We start from the raw sequence: 21,419 nt of genomic DNA, 5'->3' as shown, positions 1-21,419 counted from the left end.
GGCCTTCTAGAAGGCCACGCGGATGTTGCCCATCACCCGCCGCGGTTCGCCATAGAAACCACCCGGCCCGCCAAAGGCGAAGCGGACGTTGCGATAATAGCCCTTGTCGAGCAGGTTGGTGGCGTTGACGCTGAGGGTCACCCGCTCGGTGATCTTGTAGCGGCCGAGCAGGTCGACGGTGGCATAGGCGCCCTGTTCGACCGTGCCGGGGATCAGCACCGGCGTGCCGTTCGCATTGAAGCGGCCTGACGGCACGTTGCCCCGGTCGAAGATGCGCGACTGCGCGGTGACGCCTCCGCCGATCGTCAACCGATCGCCGGGCAGGCGATAGGTGGTGTAGACGCGGCCGACATGCAGCGGGAAGAACGGATTGACGCGCAGGCCGGTGCGATCCTCGGTCCGGGCATAGGTATAGCTGCCGTTGATCGTCCAGCCGGGCAGCGGATCGCCCGACACCTCCGCCTCGCCGCCCCAGGTCTTGATGCCCGATACCGAGATCGACGGCGTCAGGTTGCCCGGTAGCGAATTGGGGATGCCGTTGGGATCGGTGAGCGTCAGATTGTCCTGCTTGATGTGGAAACCCGCGACCGACATGGTGAAGCCCTCGCCGAACGGCGTCGCCTTCACCCCCGCCTCGTAATTCGCGCCCGTCGTCGGGGGCAGGATGTCGTTGTTCACGTCGCGCGCGGACACCGGATTGAACACCGACGCATAGCTGGCATAAAGCGACACCGCCTTGGTCAGATCGACCACGACGCCGCCATAGGGCGCCCATTTCTTCTCATGCTGCACACTGTTGGGACCATCCGGCACCAGCGCGCCGGCGGCATTGTAATCGTTCCGGTCGACGCGGTAATCGGTGTAGCGCGCGCCGGCGATAATCTTCAGCCAGTCCGCCGGGTTCAACCGCACGACACCGTATCCGCCGATCTGGCGCAGGTCCTGCGAGAACAGCAGCGCATCGGTGCGGACGATCGGCGGGCGCGGGATGGCCGGGTTCCACGGATCGATGTCGATCGTGGCGGCATCCGGATAACCGGGGGGCGAGGTGCCGAACGCGGTGCGGCCAGCCGCGAAATCGCGCTCGAAATAATTCAGGCCACCGACCACCTCATGCTCGCGGCCGAACAGGCGGACCTTGCCCGCGATATAGCCATCGACCGAATCCTCGTTCTGGTCGACCTCGCCGTAAAAGCTGAACGGCGTGCCGATGCCGGTGCCGTCGCGATTGGGATAGCCGTTGGGCGCGTTGAACAACGTGCTGTCATTGTCGCCGCGCCGGCCGTTGTAGCTGACGCGCGCCACCCAGTCGCGGCCGATATCCTGTTCGACCGATGCGAACACCGTCGTCGTCTCGCGCAGCCACTGATTGAAATTGGCGGCGGTGCTGAACGATCGCGGGAAGTTCGTCTTCGTGCCGTCGCTATAAAGCAGCGGCACCGATCCCCAGCCGGACCCGCGTGAATCCGTGCGCAGGTAATCCGCCCCGACGCGCAGCCGCGTATGCGGCGTCACATCCCATTCGATCGTGCCGTACAGCACGGGAATACGATCGTGCTGGTAATCGATATACGATGCCCGGTCGGTGTACGCCGCGACGATGCGCGCGCGGACCGACCCGTCCTTCGTCACCGGCCCGCCGACATCGCCCTCGAACCGATAGGTCGAGAAGCTGCCGCCCTGCATGGTGTAATAACCGCGGAATTCGGCGGGCGCGCGCTTGCGGATCAGGTTCACCGTCGCCGACGGATCGCCGACGCCCGCGACCAGACCGGCCGCACCCCGGATCACCTCGACCCGGTCATAGATCGCCATGTCGCCGACCGCGCTGTTTTCGTAGCCGCTGACCTGATAGATCGTCGGCACGCCATCCAGCTGGAAATTGCGCACCGCGAAGCCGCGGATGTTGAAATTGGTGCGGTTGCTGTCGGTGGTGGAGATCGTGACGCCGGGCGTCTGGGCCAGCACCTCGATGACGCTGGTGAGGTTGAAATCCTCGATCCGCTGGCGATCGACGACGGTCACCGATTGCGGTGTTTCCTTCAGCGTCAGCGGCAACTTCATCGCCGTGGTCGGCCGCTTGTCCTTTTCGCCGGTGACGACGATGTCCTGATCCTGATCGTCGGGTGCCGTATCGGCATCGACCACGACATCAGCCGATGATGACGGCGACGGTGTTGCGGCAGGATCGATCACCGGCGCACCCGCCAGCACAAGCGCCATCGACAACAGGCTAGAACCAGCCAGCACTTCATTCCCCTTATTTGATAGCTATTCTCATTAGCGACCAAGGTTGGGTGCGTAAACCCTCATGACGGATCGTTCATGGTTTTTATGTCTCGGGTGGTACCGATCGGCGATGACCGCATCACCGGGTCGGCCGGAATCTACCGCAGCGACTGCCATGCAACGCCTTGTATTATCGGTCTGAAACGGACATCCGCGAACCGAACAAGCTGGGGGCAGCGCCGTGAACACCAACCGCACCATGGACGTTGCCGCGCTTGCCGCGCTGGTATGGGTCGCAGCCGCCACCCTGCATGAAGGGTTGGGACACGGCGTCGCGTGCCGGTTAACGGGCGGCGACCCGATCGGCTGGAGCACCTTCCACTTCAACTGCGATCATCAATCGGTGTCGCTATCGGGGTGGCGGGTCATCGCGGGAGCGGGCACCGCCGTGAACGTAGCCCTGATGGCACTGGGCTATCTGTGGTGGCGTCGCGTCGGCGACCCGATGGCCCGGCTGGCGGCGTGGATCGTCATCGCCGTGAACGGCCTGACGACATTCGGCTATCTGGTGTTTTCGGCGGCCTTCGGGATTGGCGACTGGAACACGTCTGGCGTGATCGCGGGCGTATCAAACACCGGGCTGGCGCGGGCCGTGCTGGCGATCATCGGCGTCGCCGGCTATGTCGCCGTCATCCGCTTGAGCGCCGCAATGCTGTCGCGGCTGCTGCACAGCCCGACCGCGATGGCGGATGCGCGCCGGATCACGACGACCATCTGGTTGACGACCGGTATCGAATCTTTGTTGGCAGCTGTGATGGCGGGGGCTGGTTGGCGGTCTACCCTGGGAGCCTCGATCGGCGTGGCGCTGGGCGGCAATGCGGGGCTGCTGACCATTCCCCGTTTTACAATGTCATCGAACGAGCCGGGGACGTTCACGCTTCGCAAGAGTATGGCGTTGCGCGTGGCGGCGATCCTGTCGGTCGCGGTGTTCGTATTGATCCTTGGTCCGGGCGTGCGCCTCTGACGGCTGGCGGCTTAGGCCGTTTTCAGCCGACCGTCCGCATCGCCCAGCGCGCGCTCGATCGCGGGCATCATCGCATCGACGACCAGTGCGATGGCGGCTGCGTTCGGATGAAAGCGGTCGGCCAGCACCATCGCCGGATGGCCCAGCACGCCGGCGGGGAAGAACGCGCAGATGGCGGCGCCGTGTTCCGCCGCCAGCTGCTCGTGCACGCCGAGATACGCTGCGGCGCGATCGCGCAGGATGGCCGGCGGATCGACGATCGTCAGCAACACCGGCACGCAGCACCGATCCAGCTCAATCAGGATCGCCGCCAGATTGGCGCGCATCGACGCGGGCGATACCTGACGCAGCACGTCGTTGGCGCCTACCTGCACGATCGCGAGATCGGGGCGACGATTCAGCCGCGACATCACCGTCGGCAGGCGGCGCAATACGTCGCCCGTCATGTCCCCGGACACGCCGGCATTGATGACGCGGGCGTCAGGCCGGTCGATGCGCAGGCGATGTTCGATCCGGGCGGGCAGGCTGTCGGCCGACGCCAAGCCGTAACCGGCGATCAGACTATCGCCGAGCGCCAGGATGAGCGGGGAGGAAGCCATTGTTCCCGGATACATAGGAAGAACGACGGAAGACGAAAAGAATGCCGGTCCGTCATTGACGGACCGGCGATAGACCTAATTCGCGTCCGACGCCTTACGCCGCGTGCCAGCCGTGGCTTTCGCGCGGGGCTTGGGGGACGATTTCGGCGCCGACTTGCGCGATAATTTCGGCGCAGGCTTGGCAGGTGTCTTCGTTTGGCGATTGGTCAGCGCATAGAACAGTCCACCGACGAGCCCTGCTGCCACTACCGCGATCGCGCCGATATAGGCGGTGCGGGGTTCGACCGACGGCAGCCGGGCGACGATGTCGGTGACGGTGCTCGTCGTGTTGTCATCCTTGCCCGACGATGCGTCCGATCCATGAGCGGCGGACTTGGTGTGGGGAGGCTCGGCGATCGGATAGGGGGACTGGTTCCCGGCCGGGACGGGGGGAGCGTGGGTCATGATGATCTTTCGCAGTTGATCCAGGATAACGTCTGGCGGTCCGGAGGGTTGCCCCGAGGGGCTTCACACCCTCGGCCCTCATCCTTCCGCGGCTTCACCGTTCCCTCCCTTTCCCGTCGGGATAGGGAGAAGAGGGGCTTATCAATTGCGCAGCGAGTCCGGCACCACGCCGCCATTCTCGGCCAGCTTCGCCATCACTGCCTTGTGCAGCGCGATGTTCTGTTCGGCGCTGCCGTCGGCACCGGCATGGACGCCCAGTTCGTCGCCCAGTTCCTTGCGTGCGGACAGGCTGGAATCCAGGTCGAGCAGTTTCAGCAGGTCGACGATCGACGTCTGATAATTACCGCCGCCATCCTTCATCGACGCCATTTCCGACAGCACCGCGCCGACATCGACGCTCTGCGTTGCCGCGGCGGGGGCAGGGGTCGGGGTGGCGGCCGGAGCAGCCTGCGGGGCGGGCGTTGGCGCGGCGGGGGCCGCAGGAGCGGCTGCCTTGGGGTGGCCGAAGATCTTCCCCATGATATTGCCGAAGATGCTCATCGTATCCGTTCCTTGCGCATGGCCCGCATCGGGCGATTGCCGCCAAGAACGACGCGGACGCCCCGTAAGGTCCGTGCCGAATAGGGCATATCGGAACGGAACCCCAACGACGCGCGCTTGTGACACCGATGCGCCCGAGCGCATGCCGAGGAGACACAGCATGAACATCCGCCACACGATCATCGCGTCCACCGCCCTGCTGGCGCTGGCCGCCTGCGGCAGCGGCAAGAAGGCGGACGACGCCAACGCCAACGCGGCCGGCTTCGACGCCGCCAACGTCTCGGCCCCGGCGACCGCCGCACCCGCCGTCAGCGCCGCGCAGACCTTCGCCAACACCGCAGCCGCCAGCGACGCGTTCGAGATCGCTACCTCGCAACTGGCGCTGACCAACGGATCGGCCGCATCGGTGAAATCCTATGCCCGCAAGATGATCGACGCGCACACCGCCTCGACCGCCAAGCTGAAGACCGCAGCGGCCGGCGCGACGCCGGCGGTGACGCCCGACCCGACGCTGACGCCCGACCAGCAGCAGAAGGTCGATCAGCTGAAGGCGCTGAACGGCAAGGCGTTCGACGAGGCGTACATCACCGAACAGACCGCCGGCCACCAGCAGACGCTGGACGCGCTGAAAGCCTATGCCGCGACCGGCGACACCCCGACGCTAAAGGCCTTCGCGGCCGGTCTGGTCCCCACCGTCACCGCGCATCTGAACATGGCGAAGGGGTTGAAGGCGTAGGGTAAGCGATTTCCTCCCTCTCCCCGCGGGAGAGGGAGGCCCGCGATGATATCCGGCCGGTCAGAGGCGAATATCGGTCGCGGTGATCGCGACGTCCGCCTTGGTCAGGGCAGCGTCCGTCGTATAGATTTCCGCACTCAGCTCCATCGCCAGCGCCAGACAGGCGCGATCCCCCAGCGACAGGCCGAGCGGCCGGGTGGCGGGGCGCAGGTCGCCGATCAGCATCGCCTGCGCCGGCGACAAGGGGCGGACATCGAGATGCAAGCCCCCCAGCGCTTCCCGCACCTCGTCCAGGGAAAGACCGCGTTCGCGAAGTTTCGATACGACCTCAGCCAGATTCGTCGCGCCGATCAGGGAGCGAGTCAGAACCGCCGCAACCCGATCGGCGCCGGGTTCGTCATTGAGCAGGCAGAGCAATGCCGACGCATCGAGTACGATCCTGTTACTCATGCTCTGCCTCGGCACGACGGTCCTCTATCAGTTCATCGGCCAGATTGACGCCTTCGGGAATATGACGCCGCAGGATGGCCCGTGCGCGTTCGAGCGCCTTGGACACGGATCGCACCCGCAACTCGCCATTATTGATATCGACCAAAACGGTATCACCTGCCCCGATTCCAAGTTCACGACGCATCAGGGCTGGTATTACCAGTTTGCCGCCCTCGACGATCTTGACCCGCTGCGCTTCCATTCCAGAAAACTCCATACTCTGACCTGCTTAAGAATTAGGTATCATTTTCTCTTTTAGGTGTCACGTTCGCATCAGGTACGTTCATATTGAGATTGATAGCTTACAAGGGTCGGCTAGCTTGGCCAGGCTACACAGCATCGCCATTGCCATTTATTGGCCATTGCCAGTAATGATAGCCATCAAAGGTGTACCCGAAAGAGCCATATGACACGCCACGACCACCAGACGATCCGGGCGGCGCGCGTTTACTTGCGCGTCAGTACCGAGGAACAGGATCTTGCGCGGCAGGAAGCGATCGTCGCCGGTGCGCGGGCGGCGGGATATTATGTGGCGGCAGTGTACCGCGAGAAGGCGTCGGGCGCGCGGCCAGACCGGCCAGAGCTGTTGCGAATGGTCGCCGACCTGCAACCGGGCGAGGTGGTGGTGGCCGAGAAGATCGACCGGATCAGCCGCCTGCCACTGCCCGAGGCCGAGCTGCTGGTCGCCGCGATCCGGGCGAAGGGTGCGCGGCTGGCGGTGCCGGGGATCGTCGATCTGTCCGATCTGGTCGCCGACAGCGCCGGCGTCGCGCGCATCGTGCTGGAGGCAGTACAGGACATGCTGCTGCGCCTGGCGCTCCAGACAGCGCGCGACGATTACGAAACGCGGCGCGAACGCCAGCGCGAGGGGATCGCGATCGCCCGCGCGGCGGGGCGCTATACTGGGCGCAAGGCCGACATCGCCCAGCATCGCCGCATCGTGTCCCTGCGCGAGGCCGGTATCAGTATCGCCAGGACAGCCGAACTCGCCGCATGCAGCATCGCGCAGGTCAAGCGGGTGACGGCGCTGCACCGGGCGAAGGCCGGCATCGCCCCGACCCATCCCGTTCGTCCCGGGCAGGACTAAACCATTCGGGGGCTATCCGATAGACGTCCTCAATACTGGAAGCTCACCGTCCCCAGCACCGTGCGCGGCGCGCCATAAAAACCCTGGTCGTAATTCAGCGCCCCCAGATATTTGCTGTTCGTCACGTTGCGCAGGTTCGCGCTCACCGCGAGGTTGTCCGTCAGCGCATAGCGCGCGAACAGGTCGAGCAGTGCGTATCCCCCTTGCGTGATCCGCACCTGCTGCTGGGTGGTGGACGACAGGATACCCGCCGGCTCCAGATAGATGCGGCTCTGATATTGGAATGAAGCACCGACCTTCGCCCGGTCGAACGCGGGCGGTGCATAGCTGACGTTCAGGCGCGCGGTGTTGCGCGGTACGAAGGTGCGCACCGCCCGGTCGTCGTCGCCGCGCACGCGCATGATCGTGTAACCGCCCGTCGCCTGCAGGCCGGGCGCCAGCTGGCCGCTGAATTCCAGCTCGACACCCTGCGACGTAGCATCCACGCCGCGATAGATCGTCCGCAGCAGGACTGGATCGAAGCCGGCGCTTTCCGCGGTGTTCTTCTGGCGGGCCTGAAACAGCGCGGCGCTGGCGTTCAGGCGCCCGCCGAACCATTCGCCCTTCACCCCCGCTTCCCAATTGTCGCCCTTGATTGGTGCCAGCAGGCGGTTGTCGGCCCCGAACTGCGTCTGCGGATTGAAGATCGTCGCGAAGCTCGCATAGGCGCTGATGTTGCTCGTCAGGTCGAACGTCGCGCCGACGAACGGCAGGAAGCGCTTGCGGTCGTAATCGGTCGCCGCCCCGTACGACACACCCTCGCTGAACGCGTGGGTGTAGTTACCGCCCAGCATCACCTTCAACGGATCGGCGAGGTTGAGCCGGACGAGACCGTAAACGGTTTCCCGGCGCAGGTGCGAATCTTGGCTGAACGCTGGGCTTGTGTCGAACGTGGTCGGGAAGTTCGGCCGCGGGAACGACCCGTCGAACGCGGTCGCCAGCGGCAACGACACGCCGATCGTCGCATTGTCGTAGCTGGATTGCTGGCCATAGGCCTGCGCGCTGCGGTTGACGCCCAGCATCACGTCGTGATCCCGGCCGAACAGCGACAGCTTGCCCCCGACATTCGCGTCGATCGTCAGGTTGCGCGTCTGCGCCCGGAACGCGCCCGGATAGCTGAAGATACCCAGCCCCGTCGCCCGATCGGGATTGCCGTAGACGTAGAAGATCTCGTCATTCTCATCGATCGCGCGGCGGATCGCGCTGACCTTCACGACCCAACCGCCCCCAAGCTGGTGGGTGATGTCGCCAAAGATCTGGCGGTCGATCACGTTCCAGCTCGACCAGTCCGGGCCGGTGTTGGTCGATCGCGGCAGGTCGATGCGCGTGCCGTCGGTGTAATAGAGCGGCAACGCCCCCCACATCGCGCCGTTCGACTTGTGCTCCTGATGGCCATAGCCGGCGCTGACCACCGTGTTCGGCCCCAGATCGGCCTCGACGATGCCGTATCCCGTCCAGCGGCGCAGGTGATACCGATCGAGATAGCTGTCGGTGTCGAGCAACGCGCCGACCGCCCGCGCGCGGATGCTGCCGTCCTTCGTCAGCGGCACGCTGACATCGCCGTCGAGGCGGAGGTTGTCGAACGAACCGTACTGCGCGCTGCCCGATGCCTGGAATTCGCGGGTCGGCCGCTTGCGCACGAAATTGACGACGGCGGACGGATTGCCGGTCGACGACAACAGGCCCGGCGCGCCGCGCACGACCTCGATATGGTCATAGGTCGCAGTATCGATCGATCCGGTCTGCACCTCGAACGCGAAAGGCAGGCCGATGCCGTCGATCTGGAACGTCTGGATGTCGAACCCGCGCGCCGAATAATAGAATCGGTCGCTCTCTTGCGCCTGCACGGTGACACCCGGCACCGTTGCCAACAGTGCGTTGGCGTCGTTCAGCTGGAAATCGGTGATCTGCGCGCGGGTGACGACGCTGACCGATTGCGGCGTCTCGCGCTGGCTGAGCGGCATCCGCGTCGCGGTGGTCTGCGCCTTCACGCCGTAATCATCGCTGCCCTCGGTCCGGGCGGTGACGACGATCTCGTCGCTGCGCTGCGGATCGACGGCGACTTCCCTCTCCGCCACGGGAACATCCGCAATTGGTGCCGTTGCCGCGGCGATCAGCGCCAAAACCATCGACATGAAACCACTTTCCCAATCCGCAAGTGGAGGGTGCATAGAACCGGCAGCGGCTAATGCAAGTGATTATCACTAACTGAATGGAGGCTCATCGACCTAGTGGGGATGCCTCATAATCACGCAGCAGCGCTGCGACATCGTCGTAGAGCGCGATGGCACCTGCCGACAGCAATGCGTCATCGGGAAATTTGCCCGATCGCAGGCCGATCGCCGCGATCCCGCACCTCTTCGCCGCCTCGACATCATAGGGCGTATCGCCCACCACGACAACATCGCCGGCGGTGAGCGGTGCCACCTTTTTCAGCGCGATTGCGAAGATGTCGGGCGCGGGCTTGGTACTTTCGACATCGTCGGCGCTGGTCGTCGCATCGACCAGATCATGCGCGCCCAGCAGGCCCAGATAATGGTCAAGATCCTCACGCGAGGCGGACGAGGCAAGGACCACCGTCTGCCCGTTCGCGGCCGCGCGGGCCAGCAGCGCATGTGCTTCCGGAAACGGCCTGATCGCGTCGCGGAAACCTGTGCGAAATGCCGCGCCCTGCGCCTTGCCCAGTTTCTCCTGCATCTCCTGGTCGCTGTCGGGCATCAGCGTCGGCACCAGCATGTCGGCGCCCTTGCCGATCTGGTCATGGATCACCTGTCGGTCGAACGTCACGCCGACCCCTGCGAACGCCGCCTCCCATGCCGCTACGTGACTGTCATTGCTGTCGACCAGCGTGCCGTCGATATCGAAGAAGATGGCGCGGAAGGGCATGGTGATATCGCTACACAGGAGAGAGGGAAGACATCGCCACCGGGAAAAGATGTGGGGTAATCGATCATCAGTTAACGCGCGGGTTGACGATCCAGACCCGCTTTAACACTGGAACGAAACGCACTTTTGGTCGATCGACCATCTGATGGGTGAAAACACCACCGGCGGGACAGATGGCGGATGAGCAACGGCGACTGTGATGACAGGGGCGAGGATACGATACTCGACGATCGCGCCCGGATCGATGCGATCGCCCGCTACAACATCCTCGATACCCCACCAGAGGCGGCATTCGACGACATCGCAGCCATGGCGGCCGAAATCCTTGAAGCGCCGATGGCGATGGTCAATTTCGTGGTCGGCGACCGGCAATGGTTCAAGGCCGCGATAGGGGTAGACTGGAACAATCTACCTATCGACATGTCGATTTGTCGACATGTCATACTTGAACCGGGTGTGGTGGTCGTACCCGATCTGGCGCGCGACAGCCGGTTCGACGACAACCCGTTGATCCAGGCAGAGGGTGTGCGCTTCTATGCCGGTGCCGTGCTGGAAACGCCGGATGGCATACCCGTTGGCGCGGTCTGTGTTCTCGACACGATGCCCCGGCCGGACGGGATCAGCGAACGACAGAAACGCACGCTAAAGATGTTGGCCGCCTATACCATGACGCAGCTGGAACTGCGGCGCACCGCCGCGCTGGCCGAGGCGGAAGCGGCACGGGCGGAGAAGCGCGGACAGCGGCTGGCCCTGTTGACGAAGGGTGCGGCCAGCCTGTTGGCGGCCGACGATGCTGCGACCATGATCCGCGACGTCTATGCGTTGCTGGAGGAGCCGTTCGGGCTCAACGTATCGTTCTTCTACACCTGCAGCGATCAGGACCTGCGCCTCGTCGCGTCCGCCGGGCTGACGCCCGAACAACAGCGGCAGGCCCGCCGCCTGGAATTCGGCCAGACCATCTGCGGCATCGTCGCCCAGACGCGGACACCGGCGCATCTGACTGACATCCAGCTGTCCGACGATCCCGAGGCCGCGTTCCTGCGGATGCTGGGGCTGGACGCCTATGTCAGCTCGCCGTTGATCCATGACGACCGCCTACTCGGCACCCTGTCGTTCGGGCGGCGGGGGCCGCCATTTTCGGACGGCGAACTGGGCGTCCTGCGCACCCTGATCGCGCAGATCGCCACCGCGATCGAGCGCCTGCGCGCCGACGACCGCCTGCGTGAGAGCGAGGCGCGGTTCCGCAACATGGCCGATAATGCGCCGGTGATGATGTGGGTGACCGATCCGACCGGCTATTGCACCTATCTGAACGCGCGGTGGTACGACTTCACCGGGCAGGAACACGGTAGCGGCGAGGGGAATGGCTGGCTCGACGCCGTCCATCCCGACGACCGGCCGTTGGCCGGCGAGGCCTTCGCCACCGCCAATGCGGAACAGCGCCAGTACCGCGTCGATTTCCGCCTGCGCCGCGCCGACGGCGTCTATCGCTGGACGATCGATACCGCCGCGCCGCGTTTCGACATCGATGGCAGCTATCTGGGTTATGTCGGATCGGTCATCGACATCGAGGAACGCAAGGTCGCCGAGGCAGAGCTGGAGGCCCGCGTCGCCGCTGCACTGGCCGAACAGGCGCGGATCGAAGCGACGCTGCGCCAGAGCCAGAAAATGGAAGCGGTTGGCCAGCTGACCGGCGGGATCGCGCATGATTTCAACAATATGCTCGCCGTCATCATCGGCTCGCTCGACCTACTGAATCGGCGGGTCGACAGTCAGGACGCGCGCATCAGGCGCTATGTCGATGCCGCGCTGGATGGCGCGCGGCGGGCAGCCAACCTGACGCAGCGGTTGCTCGCCTTCACCCGCAACCAGCCGCTCAATCCCGAACCCGTCGATGTCGACGCGCTGGTAACCGGCATGACCGACCTGATCCGCGGCGCACTGGGCGCCGATATCGTGATGGAGACTGTGCTGGCCGGTGGCGGCTGGCGCGCGCTGGCCGATGCGAGCCAGCTCGAGAACGTCGTCCTCAATCTGGCGATGAACGCGCGCGATGCGATGCCGGAGGGCGGGCGGTTGACGATCGAGACGCGCGACGTCGTTTTGGGTAGCGACCATCCCGGCCTCACCCCCGGCGACTATGTCGCGATCACCGTCGGCGACACCGGCACGGGCATGACCGCCGAGGTGATCGCCAAGGCGTTCGACCCGTTCTTCACCACCAAGGAAGTGGGCAAGGGAACCGGCCTCGGCCTTAGCCAGGTGTACGGGTTCGCCCGCCAGTCGGGTGGCCATGTCGCGATCGATTCCGCCCCCGGCCAGGGGACGCGCGTGACGATCTCCCTGCCGCGCCTGACCAGCGCCGATGGTGTGCAGCAGCAGGGCAAGGCCATGGCCGGGCCGGTGCCGGTCAACCGGGGCGAAGTGGTGCTGGTGGTCGAGGACGAACCCACGGTCCGCCAGTTCAGCACCGATGCGCTGACCGAACTGGGCTACCGCGTCCTGTCCGCCGACGGCGCCGCGGCCGCGCTGCGCCTGCTGGAAACGCGCTCCGACGTCGCGCTGATGTTCACCGACATCGTCATGCCGGAAGTGAACGGTGTGAAGCTGGCCCAGGAGGCGACAGAGCGCTGGCCGGACCTGAAGATACTCTTTACGACCGGCTATGCCCGCGACGCCATTCAGCAGGACGGCATAGCGCTGATCGGCAAACCCTTCACCATCGAGGAACTCGCCACCAGAGTCCGCCAGACGCTGGACAGCTAAGTTTTCCTCACTCACCGAGAGAGGGATGAGGACGGGAGCGGATAGCATGTACGAGCGGGATCGATCACCCACTCAGGCTGCCTATCTCGCCATCAAATTTACGCCGCGGCCAGCCCGCGCCGCAGCGCCGACACCTCCGCATTCAGCGCCGCTAGCCGCTCGGGCGTCATCCCCGACCGCGCGACGATCAACGGCGCGAGGCACCCGGTTTCCGCCCAGCGCGTCTTGCCCATCTCGGTCAGACGGACATGCACCTGTCGCTCGTCAGCCGGGTTGCGGACACGGGTGACGAGGCCCGCCGCCTCTAGCCGCTTGGCCAGCGGCGTGATCGTGCTCGGCTCCAGTGCCAGCCGCTCGGCGATCGCCCCGATCGATCGCCCGCCCCCCGCCTCGTTCAGCGTCTGGAGGACCAGGAACTGCGGATAGGTGATGCCCAGTTGGTCGAGCACCGGCTTGTACGCCCGATTGATCGCGATCGTCGCGGCATAAAGCGAAAAGCAGAGCTGCTCGTCGAGGGGCAGGGGACCGGACAGGGGGGTGACGTCTTCCATATCAAGATAATACCACAATAATGCTTATTGCGGCAAATTAATGATGGACAGAGCCTTTTACCTCCCTCATATGTTTATCACAATAACTAATGTGGAGATAAGTAATGTTGGTTGACGTTAAATACACCACCACCGCCATGGCCACCGGCGGTCGCGACGGCCATGCCCGGTCGGAAGACGGCACGCTCGACGTGAAGCTCTCGACGCCCAAGGAACTGGGCGGCGCCGGCGGTGACGGCAGCAACCCTGAACAGCTGTTCGCCGCAGGCTATTCCGCCTGCTTCATCGGCGCGCTGAAGGTCGCCGGCCAACAACTGAAGGTGAAACTGCCCACCGACATGACGGTCACCGCCAAAGTTGGTATCGGCCCCCGCGCTGCCGGCGGTTTCGGCATCACCACCGACCTGACCATCGCCCTCCCCGGCCTGGACCGCGATCAAGCGCAGACGCTGGTGGAAACAGCGCATGAGATTTGCCCGTATTCCAACGCGACGCGGGGCAATGTTGATGTGGGACTGGCGGTGGTTTAATTAAATGAACGGCCCGCTTTGATGATCGAGGCGGGCCGTTTTGATATCAGAATATGATTTTGGGAGGCACTCCGTTGAGCGCTTAGGGTCGCGGATGTCTCAGTTCTTCCAATACAGCGGCGACCGCGTCTGGATCGTAAGTGCCGGGCATTTTTCGGAACAGTGATTTTTTTAGGAATGGGAACCCGGTTTTCAGTAGGGACAACGCACAGAAAAATGCCGGCTCGCTATTCGACCGGTGATGGGAATACCATTTAGCACCTATAGACATCCCGCGAGAGGCAACTCGCGCAAGTCTGGTCTCTTGCTGGAACACCACGTCCTTGTAGCGATCATAGACAAAGCCGCGCGGTAGGACGGGGCGCAAGGCCCGCTCCATCCCTTGGTCGACCCCTTTCAGAATGAAGGCGTAAGACTGGATGTGGTTCTCGATCAGCGAATAGGCGGTATAGCCGGTGAAGCGCCAGAGAGCCGTATCCATCTCCGAACCCAGATCGGTGAATGGTCCGAAGACCGAATCGTTCATCACGAACAGGTCGCAGCCCGGGCTGTTCTCCACAATCATGTTCAGGCCGATGGCATAAGCGGAAAAATCATATCCTTCGAGGCCCTTTGCCACGACCGCATCGGCATAATCGAAAATCACCGCAGGCACCGTGTCGGGCGATGGCAGGGCGCAGATCACGAACAGGCCGGCGTCCAGTGCAGCGAGTCGTTCGAGGGTGAAGCGATGTGCTGCCGTAACCTCTCCGTCGAGCAGGAACATGAAATAGAGCACCCAGCGTTTTCTATGGTCAGGCGCTTTCATGATGAGCCGGCGCGGTGGGGGCCGACGCTCCGTCAGCTGCGCCTTGAGGCGATGCACGAACGCGCCCGACCATGGGGTGGACGGCACAAAGGTCCAATCCCGCGTGAGGGTGTCGCAGGAATGCACGCCTTCTATGGCAAGGCGGTCAATCGTTGAGAACAAGGCCATTTCTACCCCTGTCAGCGCCGGTGGGATTTGGCCAAGGCGAATTCGTCATTGAGCCGGGTTGCAAAGGCGGTAAGCGAGAAATTGGCGTCGAAACTAGCTTTGGCGGCCGCTCCGATCTCGGCACCGTACGGCCTTGTCGCAAGCGCGCGCCGGAACAGGCGGGCCATGGCCGACACGTCGGCCTGTTCCTCAATTAGGGCGTCGATGCCATCGCTCAGCCAGGCGCTGGTGCCGACCGCGCGGGTGAGAAGCAACACGCGCCCCGCCGACAGCGCATCGATCGAAACCAGCGGTGCCGTATCCTCCCGGGAACTGATGAGTATGCAGTCGGTTCTGGCCAAGGCGGTGCGATAGCTAGCAGCGTCGAGCTCTCCATCAAAACTAGCCTCCGGCATGGTGTCGCATTGCTGCAGAACATAGTTTGTAAGTTCGCGGTCGAACTGCCGGCCATAGAGATGCAGCCGCAGCTTCGCGCGGTCGGCAGGATCGAGCATCGCCAGCCCGTCGAGCGCCAAATCCTGGCCCTTGCGCGGCTCGATCGAGCCAAAGATCCCGATCTGGAGCCTACCCTCCTCGCCCTCACTAGAACGGTTTGGCGATACCTCCTGGATCGGTTCCAGACCGTAGGGCAGGACCATAACATCGGCACGATACGGCCGCACGAGCCTAGCGCATAACTCGCTACCCGCCCAGACCCGCGCGGCACCCGCCAGCGGGTTGGCTAGCACGCCAGCGGCAGCAAGCGTTTCGAACGCCGATAATTCATGTAGATACCAGCAGGTCGGAACACGGGCGGCCCATGCATCGACGAGGGATGCCGACAGGACGGTGTTGGCGAAGGCAACCTCCGCACGCTCTGCGAGCCAATGCAAATACGGGCGATTGCGTCCAGGGAGTAGATCGATCAGGACCAGCGCCCCTAGTTGTTCGAACTCCACGCGCATGGGCCCGTCGGATTGGGATATGACGATGATCTGATGCCCCCCGTCGCGAAGCACACGCGCGACATCAAGCGCGACACGCGGCGCGCCGCTGAGGCTCAGTTCGTGCGTGGAGACAAGGGCGATTGGCGCCGGATTCTTCCGCTGCCAATGGCGCCTAAGCCGAATGGCCCGCGCTGCATCGTGCAGACGAATCGTGATGCGGACAGGCAGATGACGCAGGAGACTGCGCAACAGGGAACGGATTGGCAAGCAGGCTACCTTTAATTCATTTTCGTCCGTATGAAGGCATTAAGATCGAACGTCATCCAGGCATCGGGCCGCGGCGCTTGGACCCATCGAAACCCGTTGGCGTGGGCACGCCCTTATCTATACCGTGCCGGCGCTTGCAAGAACGTCCACATAGGTCCGCACCCCATGTTCCAGCGAACGGGCGTGGTGAAGCCCCAGATCACGTAGCCGACTGATATTAAGCACCAAGCGCGGCACGTCGACGGGGCGGCTCGGCCGAAACACCAGTTCGAGCGCGCAGCCGGTGACCTTCTTCACCGTGGCGACGACCTCCAGCAGCGAATGCCCTTCTCCACTGCCCAGATTGACGATGGTGTTGCGGACCCTCTGCTCGATCAGGCCGCGGACCGACGCCGTGAAATCGTCGACGTAGATATAATCACGAATACTGGTGCCATCGCCCCAAACCTCCAGTGGACGATTGTCCGCAATTTTGCCGAGGATGACCGAAATGAGTCCTTGCGTGCCGCGCAAGGACTGGTGCGGCCCGAACGGATTGGACGGCCGTACGATCAGATAATTCAGGCCGTACGCGCGGCGGAGAAAAGCGAGATCGGCTTCGATCGCAAGCTTGGCCTGCCCATAAAAGCTGATCGGTTCACAACTGTCCTCTTCACCTGCCATGCCGTTAGGCGAGGCTCCGTACACCGTTCCACCGGACGACATGAAAACCAGATCCGTTTCGAGATCGGCTAGTCTGCGCCCCAGCGCCATCGTCGGCAGCGCGATAGTTTGCTGCTCGATTTCATATTCTGCGAAGGAACTCGAGGGGACCATTGCTGAAGCCATGTGCACCACCGTGTCTATACCCTGCTCGCGGACCAGCGCCACGATGGCCTCGATATCGTTCACGGCGAGGATTACATCGGATCGCAATTGATCCTTACGGTACGGTGCAATGCGGGCCTCACGTCCGGCGACGATCACGCGATGACCTGCCCGGACCAGATCAGCGGCCAGATTGGTGCCCAAAAAACCTGTCCCACCCAACATTAGCACCGTACGAGAAGATGGGATGAGGGTGTCGGCCATGGCACTCTATATTCATTCCTCCCCCGCCGGGCCAAGCGGAGAAAAGGTATCGTCGTGGACGGCACGTCGACGAGGCGACGCCGGATTTGGAACGCCGATCAGATACTCATTAACAGAAGTAGCACCGAGATGTGCCTATCCCAACGCCTCAGATCTAAACGAGCTCCAAGCTGTTGATATTGCAACGTATCTTTGCCACGGGTCAACGTGGGTATTTGCACGATCGCAACCGTGACCAAGCTTTCGCGGGTCAAAGAAGGGTGGATCATCGAACAGCCGCACATGCCACTCGATCCCGCGCACAGGCTGCGGCGATTGCCGGCCACCCGGCTGACCGGGAGGGAGACTTGGCATTGCCAACGGCTTGCGGTAAACCACCGCCAAACTAGTGGTCTGGCAGGAACTTTTTGTGAATTGTTATTGCTAAATAGGCGATCGTAGCATGCTCATTGATGAATCTTTTACGGTTATTGTAAGGATCTAGGAAGTATTAGTAATTTCTTAGTCTTCTATATCCCCAGTCTCGCCATTACATGTTGATTACCGCCAGTTAGTTATAAGGTAATATCAAACCAATGTCCCGCTACGATAATTAAATCTTAAATAAAGCGCTTTGACTAGAAATATGAATCCGGAAAGATCCGATGGGCTATCTTAACCCTGCATCTAGAGAGGAGGACACGCATGACAAATTAACGAGCCCGAACCTAGTGCGGCGTGTTCGCGCTTATTGTTTAATTATATTTTCGGACATTGTCGCTATTGTCGGCAGTTTTTTTGCGATCAACGCAATTCATATGCCGGTGGAGGGGTTCCAGCACGCGATCGCAATGTCGGCGGTGATCGTACCCATCTTTCTGTGGGATGCCATTGTCAACAATGCCTATGGTGCGCGCGTTCTGCAACGTCCGCGCGAAGGGGCATTTAAGGCAATTCGCGCCTTGGTCTTCGCACTCGTCGCATTGTTGATCCTGGCCTATTCGTTTAAGATTGGTGCGGCTTTTTCGCGTATTATCTTCTGGACCGGAGCATTGCTGGCATCCGTCATGCTCGTGTCGGAAAGGCTTGTTATCGGCCGGATACTTGAGCGTCGGTTCGGCGGAATCCCGTTCAACACGGTGGTGCTATGCGACGGAATTGCATGGAAAGGCCTGCCCGGGGACATCTGCATTGATGTGGAAGCGCTCAAATTTGATCCCACGACTGATGATCCTCATTCCTATCATGACCTGGCTACCTGGCTTGTAGGTGCAGACAGAGTGCTGGTCGTCTGTTCCGATGATCGCGCGGTGGCGTGGTCGCGCGTATTGAAATCACTGGCCGTGGACGGGGAAATCTTGGGCCCGGATTTTGATCGCCTAGGTGCGATCGGCATCAACTACCATGCCGGACGGCAGACGATCGTGGTTTCGACCGGCCCGCTACATCTGCGCGAACGCCTGCAGAAGCGCATTTTCGATCTCGTAGTTGCCTCGGTTGGCCTGCTTGTGCTCGCTCTGCCTTTTATTGTGGTCGCTCTTGCCATCAGGTGGGAGACGCCGGGTGCGGCATTGTTCCGCCAACAACGCATCGGGCGCGACAACCGTTTGTTCTGGATGTATAAATTTCGTTCCATGCATTCGGATCAGAGCGACAGCAGCGCCAGCCGGTTAACGGCGCGTCAGGATGCCCGGGTCACGAAGGTAGGTGAATTCATCCGCCGAAATAGCATCGATGAACTTCCTCAACTTATTAACGTTTTACGGGGTGAAATGAGTATTGTCGGTCCCCGGCCGCATGCCCTGTCCGCCAAGGCGGCCGAGAAACTCTACTGGGAAATCGACGAACGATATCGCCATCGTCATGTGGTCAAGCCTGGTGTGACCGGTCTAGCACAGATCCGCGGTTATCGCGGCGCGACGGTGGAACAGGCCGACCTAACCAACCGCTTGGCTTCTGATCTCGAATATCTGATCGACTGGTCGATAGGCAGGGACTTGTGGATTCTGTTCCGCACCTTGTTTGTTATACGACATGCCAATGCTTTCTGATTCCGCGCCGCCTCCGGAGAAACGAGGATCAGTATGGACGGTCGACCCTGCAACCGTGTCGGTGGTTATCCCGGTCCTGAATGCCGAACCGTTCCTGATCGACCTGCTCCCCGCGCTTGCACGGCAAGGTCTACCACATGACCGTTTCCTAGTGCTTGATTCTCAATCACGTGATCGTAGCGCCGCTGCATTTCGAGAATTTGGTGCGACGGTGGTTGAGATCGAACAAGCAAGTTTCAATCACGGCGGTACGCGTCAGCGCGCGGTGGAGATGCGGCCGCTGGCAGAATATGTGGTGATGCTGACCCAGGACGCCATTCCCCAAGGCGACGGCACGATCGCCCGTCTGGTATCCGCGTTTGCCGACCCGGCGGTCGGCATGGCCTATGGCCGGCAATTACCGCGCCCCATGGCACAGGGGATCGAGCGGCATGCGCGACTGTTCAATTACCCGCCCGTATCGGAGACGCGTGAGTTTGCCGATCGCCAACGGCGAGGCGCCAAGGTCGTGTTCTGTTCCGACAGCTTCGCCGCCTATCGCACCAAGGCGCTGGCGGACGCGGGCGGTTTTCCTAAGGATGCTTTCTTCGCGGAAGACCAGCTCGTCGCCGGACGGATGCTGATGAAAAACTGGAAGATCACCTATCGCGGCGATGCCGAGGTGGTACACAGTCACGATTACAGCATCGCGGAGGAATTCCGGCGCTATTTCGATGTGGGTGTTTTCCACGGCCGCAATCGTTGGCTGCTCGACACCTATGGTCGGGTCGAGGGGGAGGGGATGCGCTTCGCTCGTTCCGAAATGGCGTATCTCGCGCGGCACGATCCCTGGCGCCTTCCAACTGCCGGGATCAGACTCCTTGCGAAATATGCCGGCTACAAAATCGGCGCGCGCGAAGCTTCGCTGTCAAACGCATGGAAGATGCGACTATCCATGCAACCCTTCTATTGGCGCCGCCAACAGCCCTGAGAATGCCCAACACCACTGCAAACGGCGGTTCAGCGAATGACGACTTGCCGGATTGAGATTGGACGTGCTCCGATCCGACCGTTTGCCGTCAGGATCAGCCGCTGTGTGGAGCAACCGTTGGCCGGTACGTCGATGGTGACACCTGATAATTCGTCGCCAGGCCGGGCAAAGGAACGGATCAACGCGGAGTTGGACTGGGAACAGACCAGTTGCCAACCTGCCGGTGCTTGGTCTGCCGGACCCTCTACTACGGTATCAATCCGATGGGAGCCGGGGGCCAACATCAGTGTCTGCGAGATCAACGCTGTTCCGTCTCCGGATCCGGGGGCAATATCAAGCGCCGGCCCCTCATCGGTTGAGCGTAGGCTGATGTACTGGTTCATATCTTGATTGATCGCCCAATCGAAAGGACTGATCGGGGCATCTGCCCGACGTGCAGCGACCACGCGGAATTGCGGATCGTAGGGTGTCTGAGCTTGATTTTCAGAAGAAATATTAAAGCTACGAAACCAATAAGCGCGAGCGCGCCTTACATCGCCGCTATCAACCATACGGTCGATGAACGTCATCCGTTCTTCGGCAGAGGCTGGAGCATTTGTTCGGTCAAGCTGATTTAGGAACAGCTCCATCTGCTCGTAAGAGTTAACTGGCAAGTTTACTCGAATATTTGCAAAAAAGCCGCTGCGCCACGGTGGCCTGCGAGCAAGTAGCTTTGCAAAAGCACGTCGGGATGGATCATCGGTAAGACCGGCGTAAAATATTTTGCTGGTCAGCTTTGATTGAACTTGACGTCGCGCCAGTGCATCAATCTGATCAAGCGCACGCGGTACGTCCTGATTTAGCGCCGCGTCGCGCAGCACCCACATGCTGGTCTGAGTGTCACGCCTACTTAACTTTTCGGCTGTACGCATGATGTGAGTTGAGGCGGTCTTGTCACTTACATCAAGCGCCAGTCCAAGGGTACGAACGGCACGGACATTCAGCGGATTTGCGAGTGTTGCTGCACGGGCTAGAGCGGCCGCCTGATCGAACCGGCCCTTCGCTAGATCAATCTGGGCCAAGCGGGTGCCAGCATCCGGATACTTTGCGGGATCAAAACGCGAGAGCAGCGCTGTGCTGTTTGTGCGCGCAGCTATTGCGGCGATCCCCTGCTCGCAAACAAACCAGCCAATTAACGCTGCGCCTACTAGCGCGGTCGCCTTTCGAACGATTGTGATAACATCCTTGGTCACGGCGGCTACTGATCCATCCCCTCGTTG

The 21,419-nt window shown here is 62.2% G+C and carries 20 protein-coding genes; 7 read left to right on the top strand and 13 right to left on the bottom strand.

Annotation, left to right across the window (positions count from 1 at the left end; translation table 11 throughout):
* Nucleotides 1–6 precede the first annotated feature (6 nt).
* Nucleotides 7–2,250, bottom strand: coding sequence for a TonB-dependent siderophore receptor (locus ASG67_RS17610; protein WP_156460910.1), 2,244 nt, complete (start codon nucleotides 2,248–2,250; stop codon nucleotides 7–9).
* Between the two features lie 220 nt (nucleotides 2,251–2,470).
* Here ASG67_RS17610 and ASG67_RS17605 point away from each other — a divergent pair, with 220 nt between their 5' ends.
* Nucleotides 2,471–3,253, top strand: a complete 783-nt coding sequence (locus tag ASG67_RS17605) for a hypothetical protein (RefSeq protein ID WP_056532918.1) — start codon at nucleotides 2,471–2,473, stop codon at nucleotides 3,251–3,253.
* A gap of 11 nt (nucleotides 3,254–3,264) precedes the next feature.
* On the opposite strand, the gene ASG67_RS17600 is transcribed toward ASG67_RS17605, so the two are convergent.
* The 3 genes from ASG67_RS17600 to ASG67_RS17590 all read right to left on the bottom strand — a co-directional run bounded on the left by ASG67_RS17600 (nucleotide 3,265) and on the right by ASG67_RS17590 (nucleotide 4,836).
* A complete protein-coding gene (locus ASG67_RS17600) occupies nucleotides 3,265–3,852 on the bottom strand; it encodes a GDSL-type esterase/lipase family protein (RefSeq protein WP_056532915.1) in 588 nt (195 codons plus the stop codon).
* 75 nt (nucleotides 3,853–3,927) lie between these two features.
* Entirely contained in the window at nucleotides 3,928–4,296 is a 369-nt protein-coding gene (locus ASG67_RS17595) for a hypothetical protein (protein ID WP_056532912.1), read from the bottom strand.
* Nucleotides 4,297–4,437: 141 nt separating this feature from the next.
* A complete protein-coding gene (locus tag ASG67_RS17590; RefSeq protein ID WP_056532991.1) occupies nucleotides 4,438–4,836 on the bottom strand; it encodes a DUF3597 domain-containing protein in 399 nt (132 codons plus the stop codon).
* A gap of 160 nt (nucleotides 4,837–4,996) precedes the next feature.
* On the opposite strand from ASG67_RS17590, the gene ASG67_RS17585 reads away from it, so the two are divergent.
* Nucleotides 4,997–5,572, top strand: a complete 576-nt coding sequence (locus ASG67_RS17585; protein WP_056532909.1) for a DUF4142 domain-containing protein — start codon at nucleotides 4,997–4,999, stop codon at nucleotides 5,570–5,572.
* A gap of 60 nt (nucleotides 5,573–5,632) precedes the next feature.
* Here the strand turns inward: ASG67_RS17585 and ASG67_RS17580 are convergent, their stop codons facing one another.
* Together ASG67_RS17580 and ASG67_RS17575 are read right to left on the bottom strand one after the other, a co-directional pair.
* Nucleotides 5,633–6,022, bottom strand: coding sequence for a type II toxin-antitoxin system VapC family toxin (locus ASG67_RS17580; protein WP_056532906.1), 390 nt, complete (start codon nucleotides 6,020–6,022; stop codon nucleotides 5,633–5,635).
* Nucleotides 6,015–6,278 carry an AbrB/MazE/SpoVT family DNA-binding domain-containing protein gene (locus ASG67_RS17575; RefSeq protein ID WP_235535284.1) on the bottom strand — a complete coding sequence of 88 codons (264 nt, stop codon included), beginning with the start codon at nucleotides 6,276–6,278 and terminating at the stop codon, nucleotides 6,015–6,017. The genes ASG67_RS17580 and ASG67_RS17575 overlap by 8 nt, the downstream gene beginning before the upstream one ends.
* Nucleotides 6,279–6,467: 189 nt before the next feature.
* On the opposite strand from ASG67_RS17575, the gene ASG67_RS17570 reads away from it, so the two are divergent.
* Nucleotides 6,468–7,148 (top strand): recombinase family protein, encoded by a 681-nt coding sequence (locus ASG67_RS17570; protein ID WP_056532900.1) that lies wholly within the window; start codon nucleotides 6,468–6,470, stop codon nucleotides 7,146–7,148.
* 29 nt (nucleotides 7,149–7,177) lie between these two features.
* Here the strand turns inward: ASG67_RS17570 and ASG67_RS17565 are convergent, their stop codons facing one another.
* Both ASG67_RS17565 and ASG67_RS17560 read right to left on the bottom strand, forming a co-directional pair.
* On the bottom strand, nucleotides 7,178–9,322 hold the full coding sequence (locus tag ASG67_RS17565; RefSeq protein WP_056532897.1) for a TonB-dependent siderophore receptor: 2,145 nt from the start codon (nucleotides 9,320–9,322) through the stop codon (nucleotides 7,178–7,180).
* Nucleotides 9,323–9,407: 85 nt separating this feature from the next.
* A complete protein-coding gene (locus tag ASG67_RS17560) occupies nucleotides 9,408–10,073 on the bottom strand; it encodes an HAD family hydrolase (RefSeq protein ID WP_056532894.1) in 666 nt (221 codons plus the stop codon).
* A 180-nt stretch (nucleotides 10,074–10,253) separates the two neighbouring features.
* On the opposite strand from ASG67_RS17560, the gene ASG67_RS17555 reads away from it, so the two are divergent.
* On the top strand, nucleotides 10,254–12,839 hold the full coding sequence (locus ASG67_RS17555; protein ID WP_056532891.1) for a GAF domain-containing protein: 2,586 nt from the start codon (nucleotides 10,254–10,256) through the stop codon (nucleotides 12,837–12,839).
* A gap of 98 nt (nucleotides 12,840–12,937) precedes the next feature.
* Here ASG67_RS17555 and ASG67_RS17550 read toward each other — a convergent pair whose 3' ends face one another.
* A complete protein-coding gene (locus ASG67_RS17550) occupies nucleotides 12,938–13,390 on the bottom strand; it encodes a MarR family winged helix-turn-helix transcriptional regulator (RefSeq protein WP_056532889.1) in 453 nt (150 codons plus the stop codon).
* A 104-nt stretch (nucleotides 13,391–13,494) separates the two neighbouring features.
* Between ASG67_RS17550 and ASG67_RS17545 the strand changes: the two genes are divergently transcribed.
* Nucleotides 13,495–13,920: an organic hydroperoxide resistance protein gene (locus ASG67_RS17545; protein WP_056532887.1), complete on the top strand. Its 426-nt coding sequence runs from the start codon at nucleotides 13,495–13,497 to the stop codon at nucleotides 13,918–13,920.
* An 82-nt stretch (nucleotides 13,921–14,002) separates the two neighbouring features.
* Here ASG67_RS17545 and ASG67_RS17540 read toward each other — a convergent pair whose 3' ends face one another.
* The 3 genes from ASG67_RS17540 to ASG67_RS17525 all read right to left on the bottom strand — a co-directional run bounded on the left by ASG67_RS17540 (nucleotide 14,003) and on the right by ASG67_RS17525 (nucleotide 17,160).
* Entirely contained in the window at nucleotides 14,003–14,896 is an 894-nt protein-coding gene (locus ASG67_RS17540) for a hypothetical protein (protein ID WP_156460909.1), read from the bottom strand.
* An 11-nt stretch (nucleotides 14,897–14,907) separates the two neighbouring features.
* A complete protein-coding gene (locus ASG67_RS17535; RefSeq protein ID WP_162244380.1) occupies nucleotides 14,908–16,071 on the bottom strand; it encodes a glycosyltransferase family 4 protein in 1,164 nt (387 codons plus the stop codon).
* 135 nt (nucleotides 16,072–16,206) lie between these two features.
* Nucleotides 16,207–17,160 (bottom strand): NAD-dependent epimerase/dehydratase family protein, encoded by a 954-nt coding sequence (locus ASG67_RS17525; RefSeq protein ID WP_082543641.1) that lies wholly within the window; start codon nucleotides 17,158–17,160, stop codon nucleotides 16,207–16,209.
* Between the two features lie 644 nt (nucleotides 17,161–17,804).
* Here ASG67_RS17525 and ASG67_RS17520 point away from each other — a divergent pair.
* Both ASG67_RS17520 and ASG67_RS17515 read left to right on the top strand, forming a co-directional pair.
* A complete protein-coding gene (locus tag ASG67_RS17520; RefSeq protein WP_082543640.1) occupies nucleotides 17,805–19,190 on the top strand; it encodes a sugar transferase in 1,386 nt (461 codons plus the stop codon).
* Nucleotides 19,180–20,160: a glycosyltransferase gene (locus ASG67_RS17515; RefSeq protein WP_056532871.1), complete on the top strand. Its 981-nt coding sequence runs from the start codon at nucleotides 19,180–19,182 to the stop codon at nucleotides 20,158–20,160. The genes ASG67_RS17520 and ASG67_RS17515 overlap by 11 nt, the downstream gene beginning before the upstream one ends.
* 29 nt (nucleotides 20,161–20,189) lie before the next feature.
* Here ASG67_RS17515 and ASG67_RS19090 read toward each other — a convergent pair whose 3' ends face one another.
* Nucleotides 20,190–21,392: a hypothetical protein gene (locus ASG67_RS19090; RefSeq protein WP_156460908.1), complete on the bottom strand. Its 1,203-nt coding sequence runs from the start codon at nucleotides 21,390–21,392 to the stop codon at nucleotides 20,190–20,192.
* Nucleotides 21,393–21,419: the final 27 nt, after the last annotated feature.

The sequence above is a fragment of the Sphingomonas sp. Leaf339 genome (genome assembly GCF_001426195.1).
Classification (GTDB): Bacteria; Pseudomonadota; Alphaproteobacteria; order Sphingomonadales; family Sphingomonadaceae; genus Sphingomonas.
This window is presented reverse-complemented; position numbering and strand designations above follow the sequence as displayed.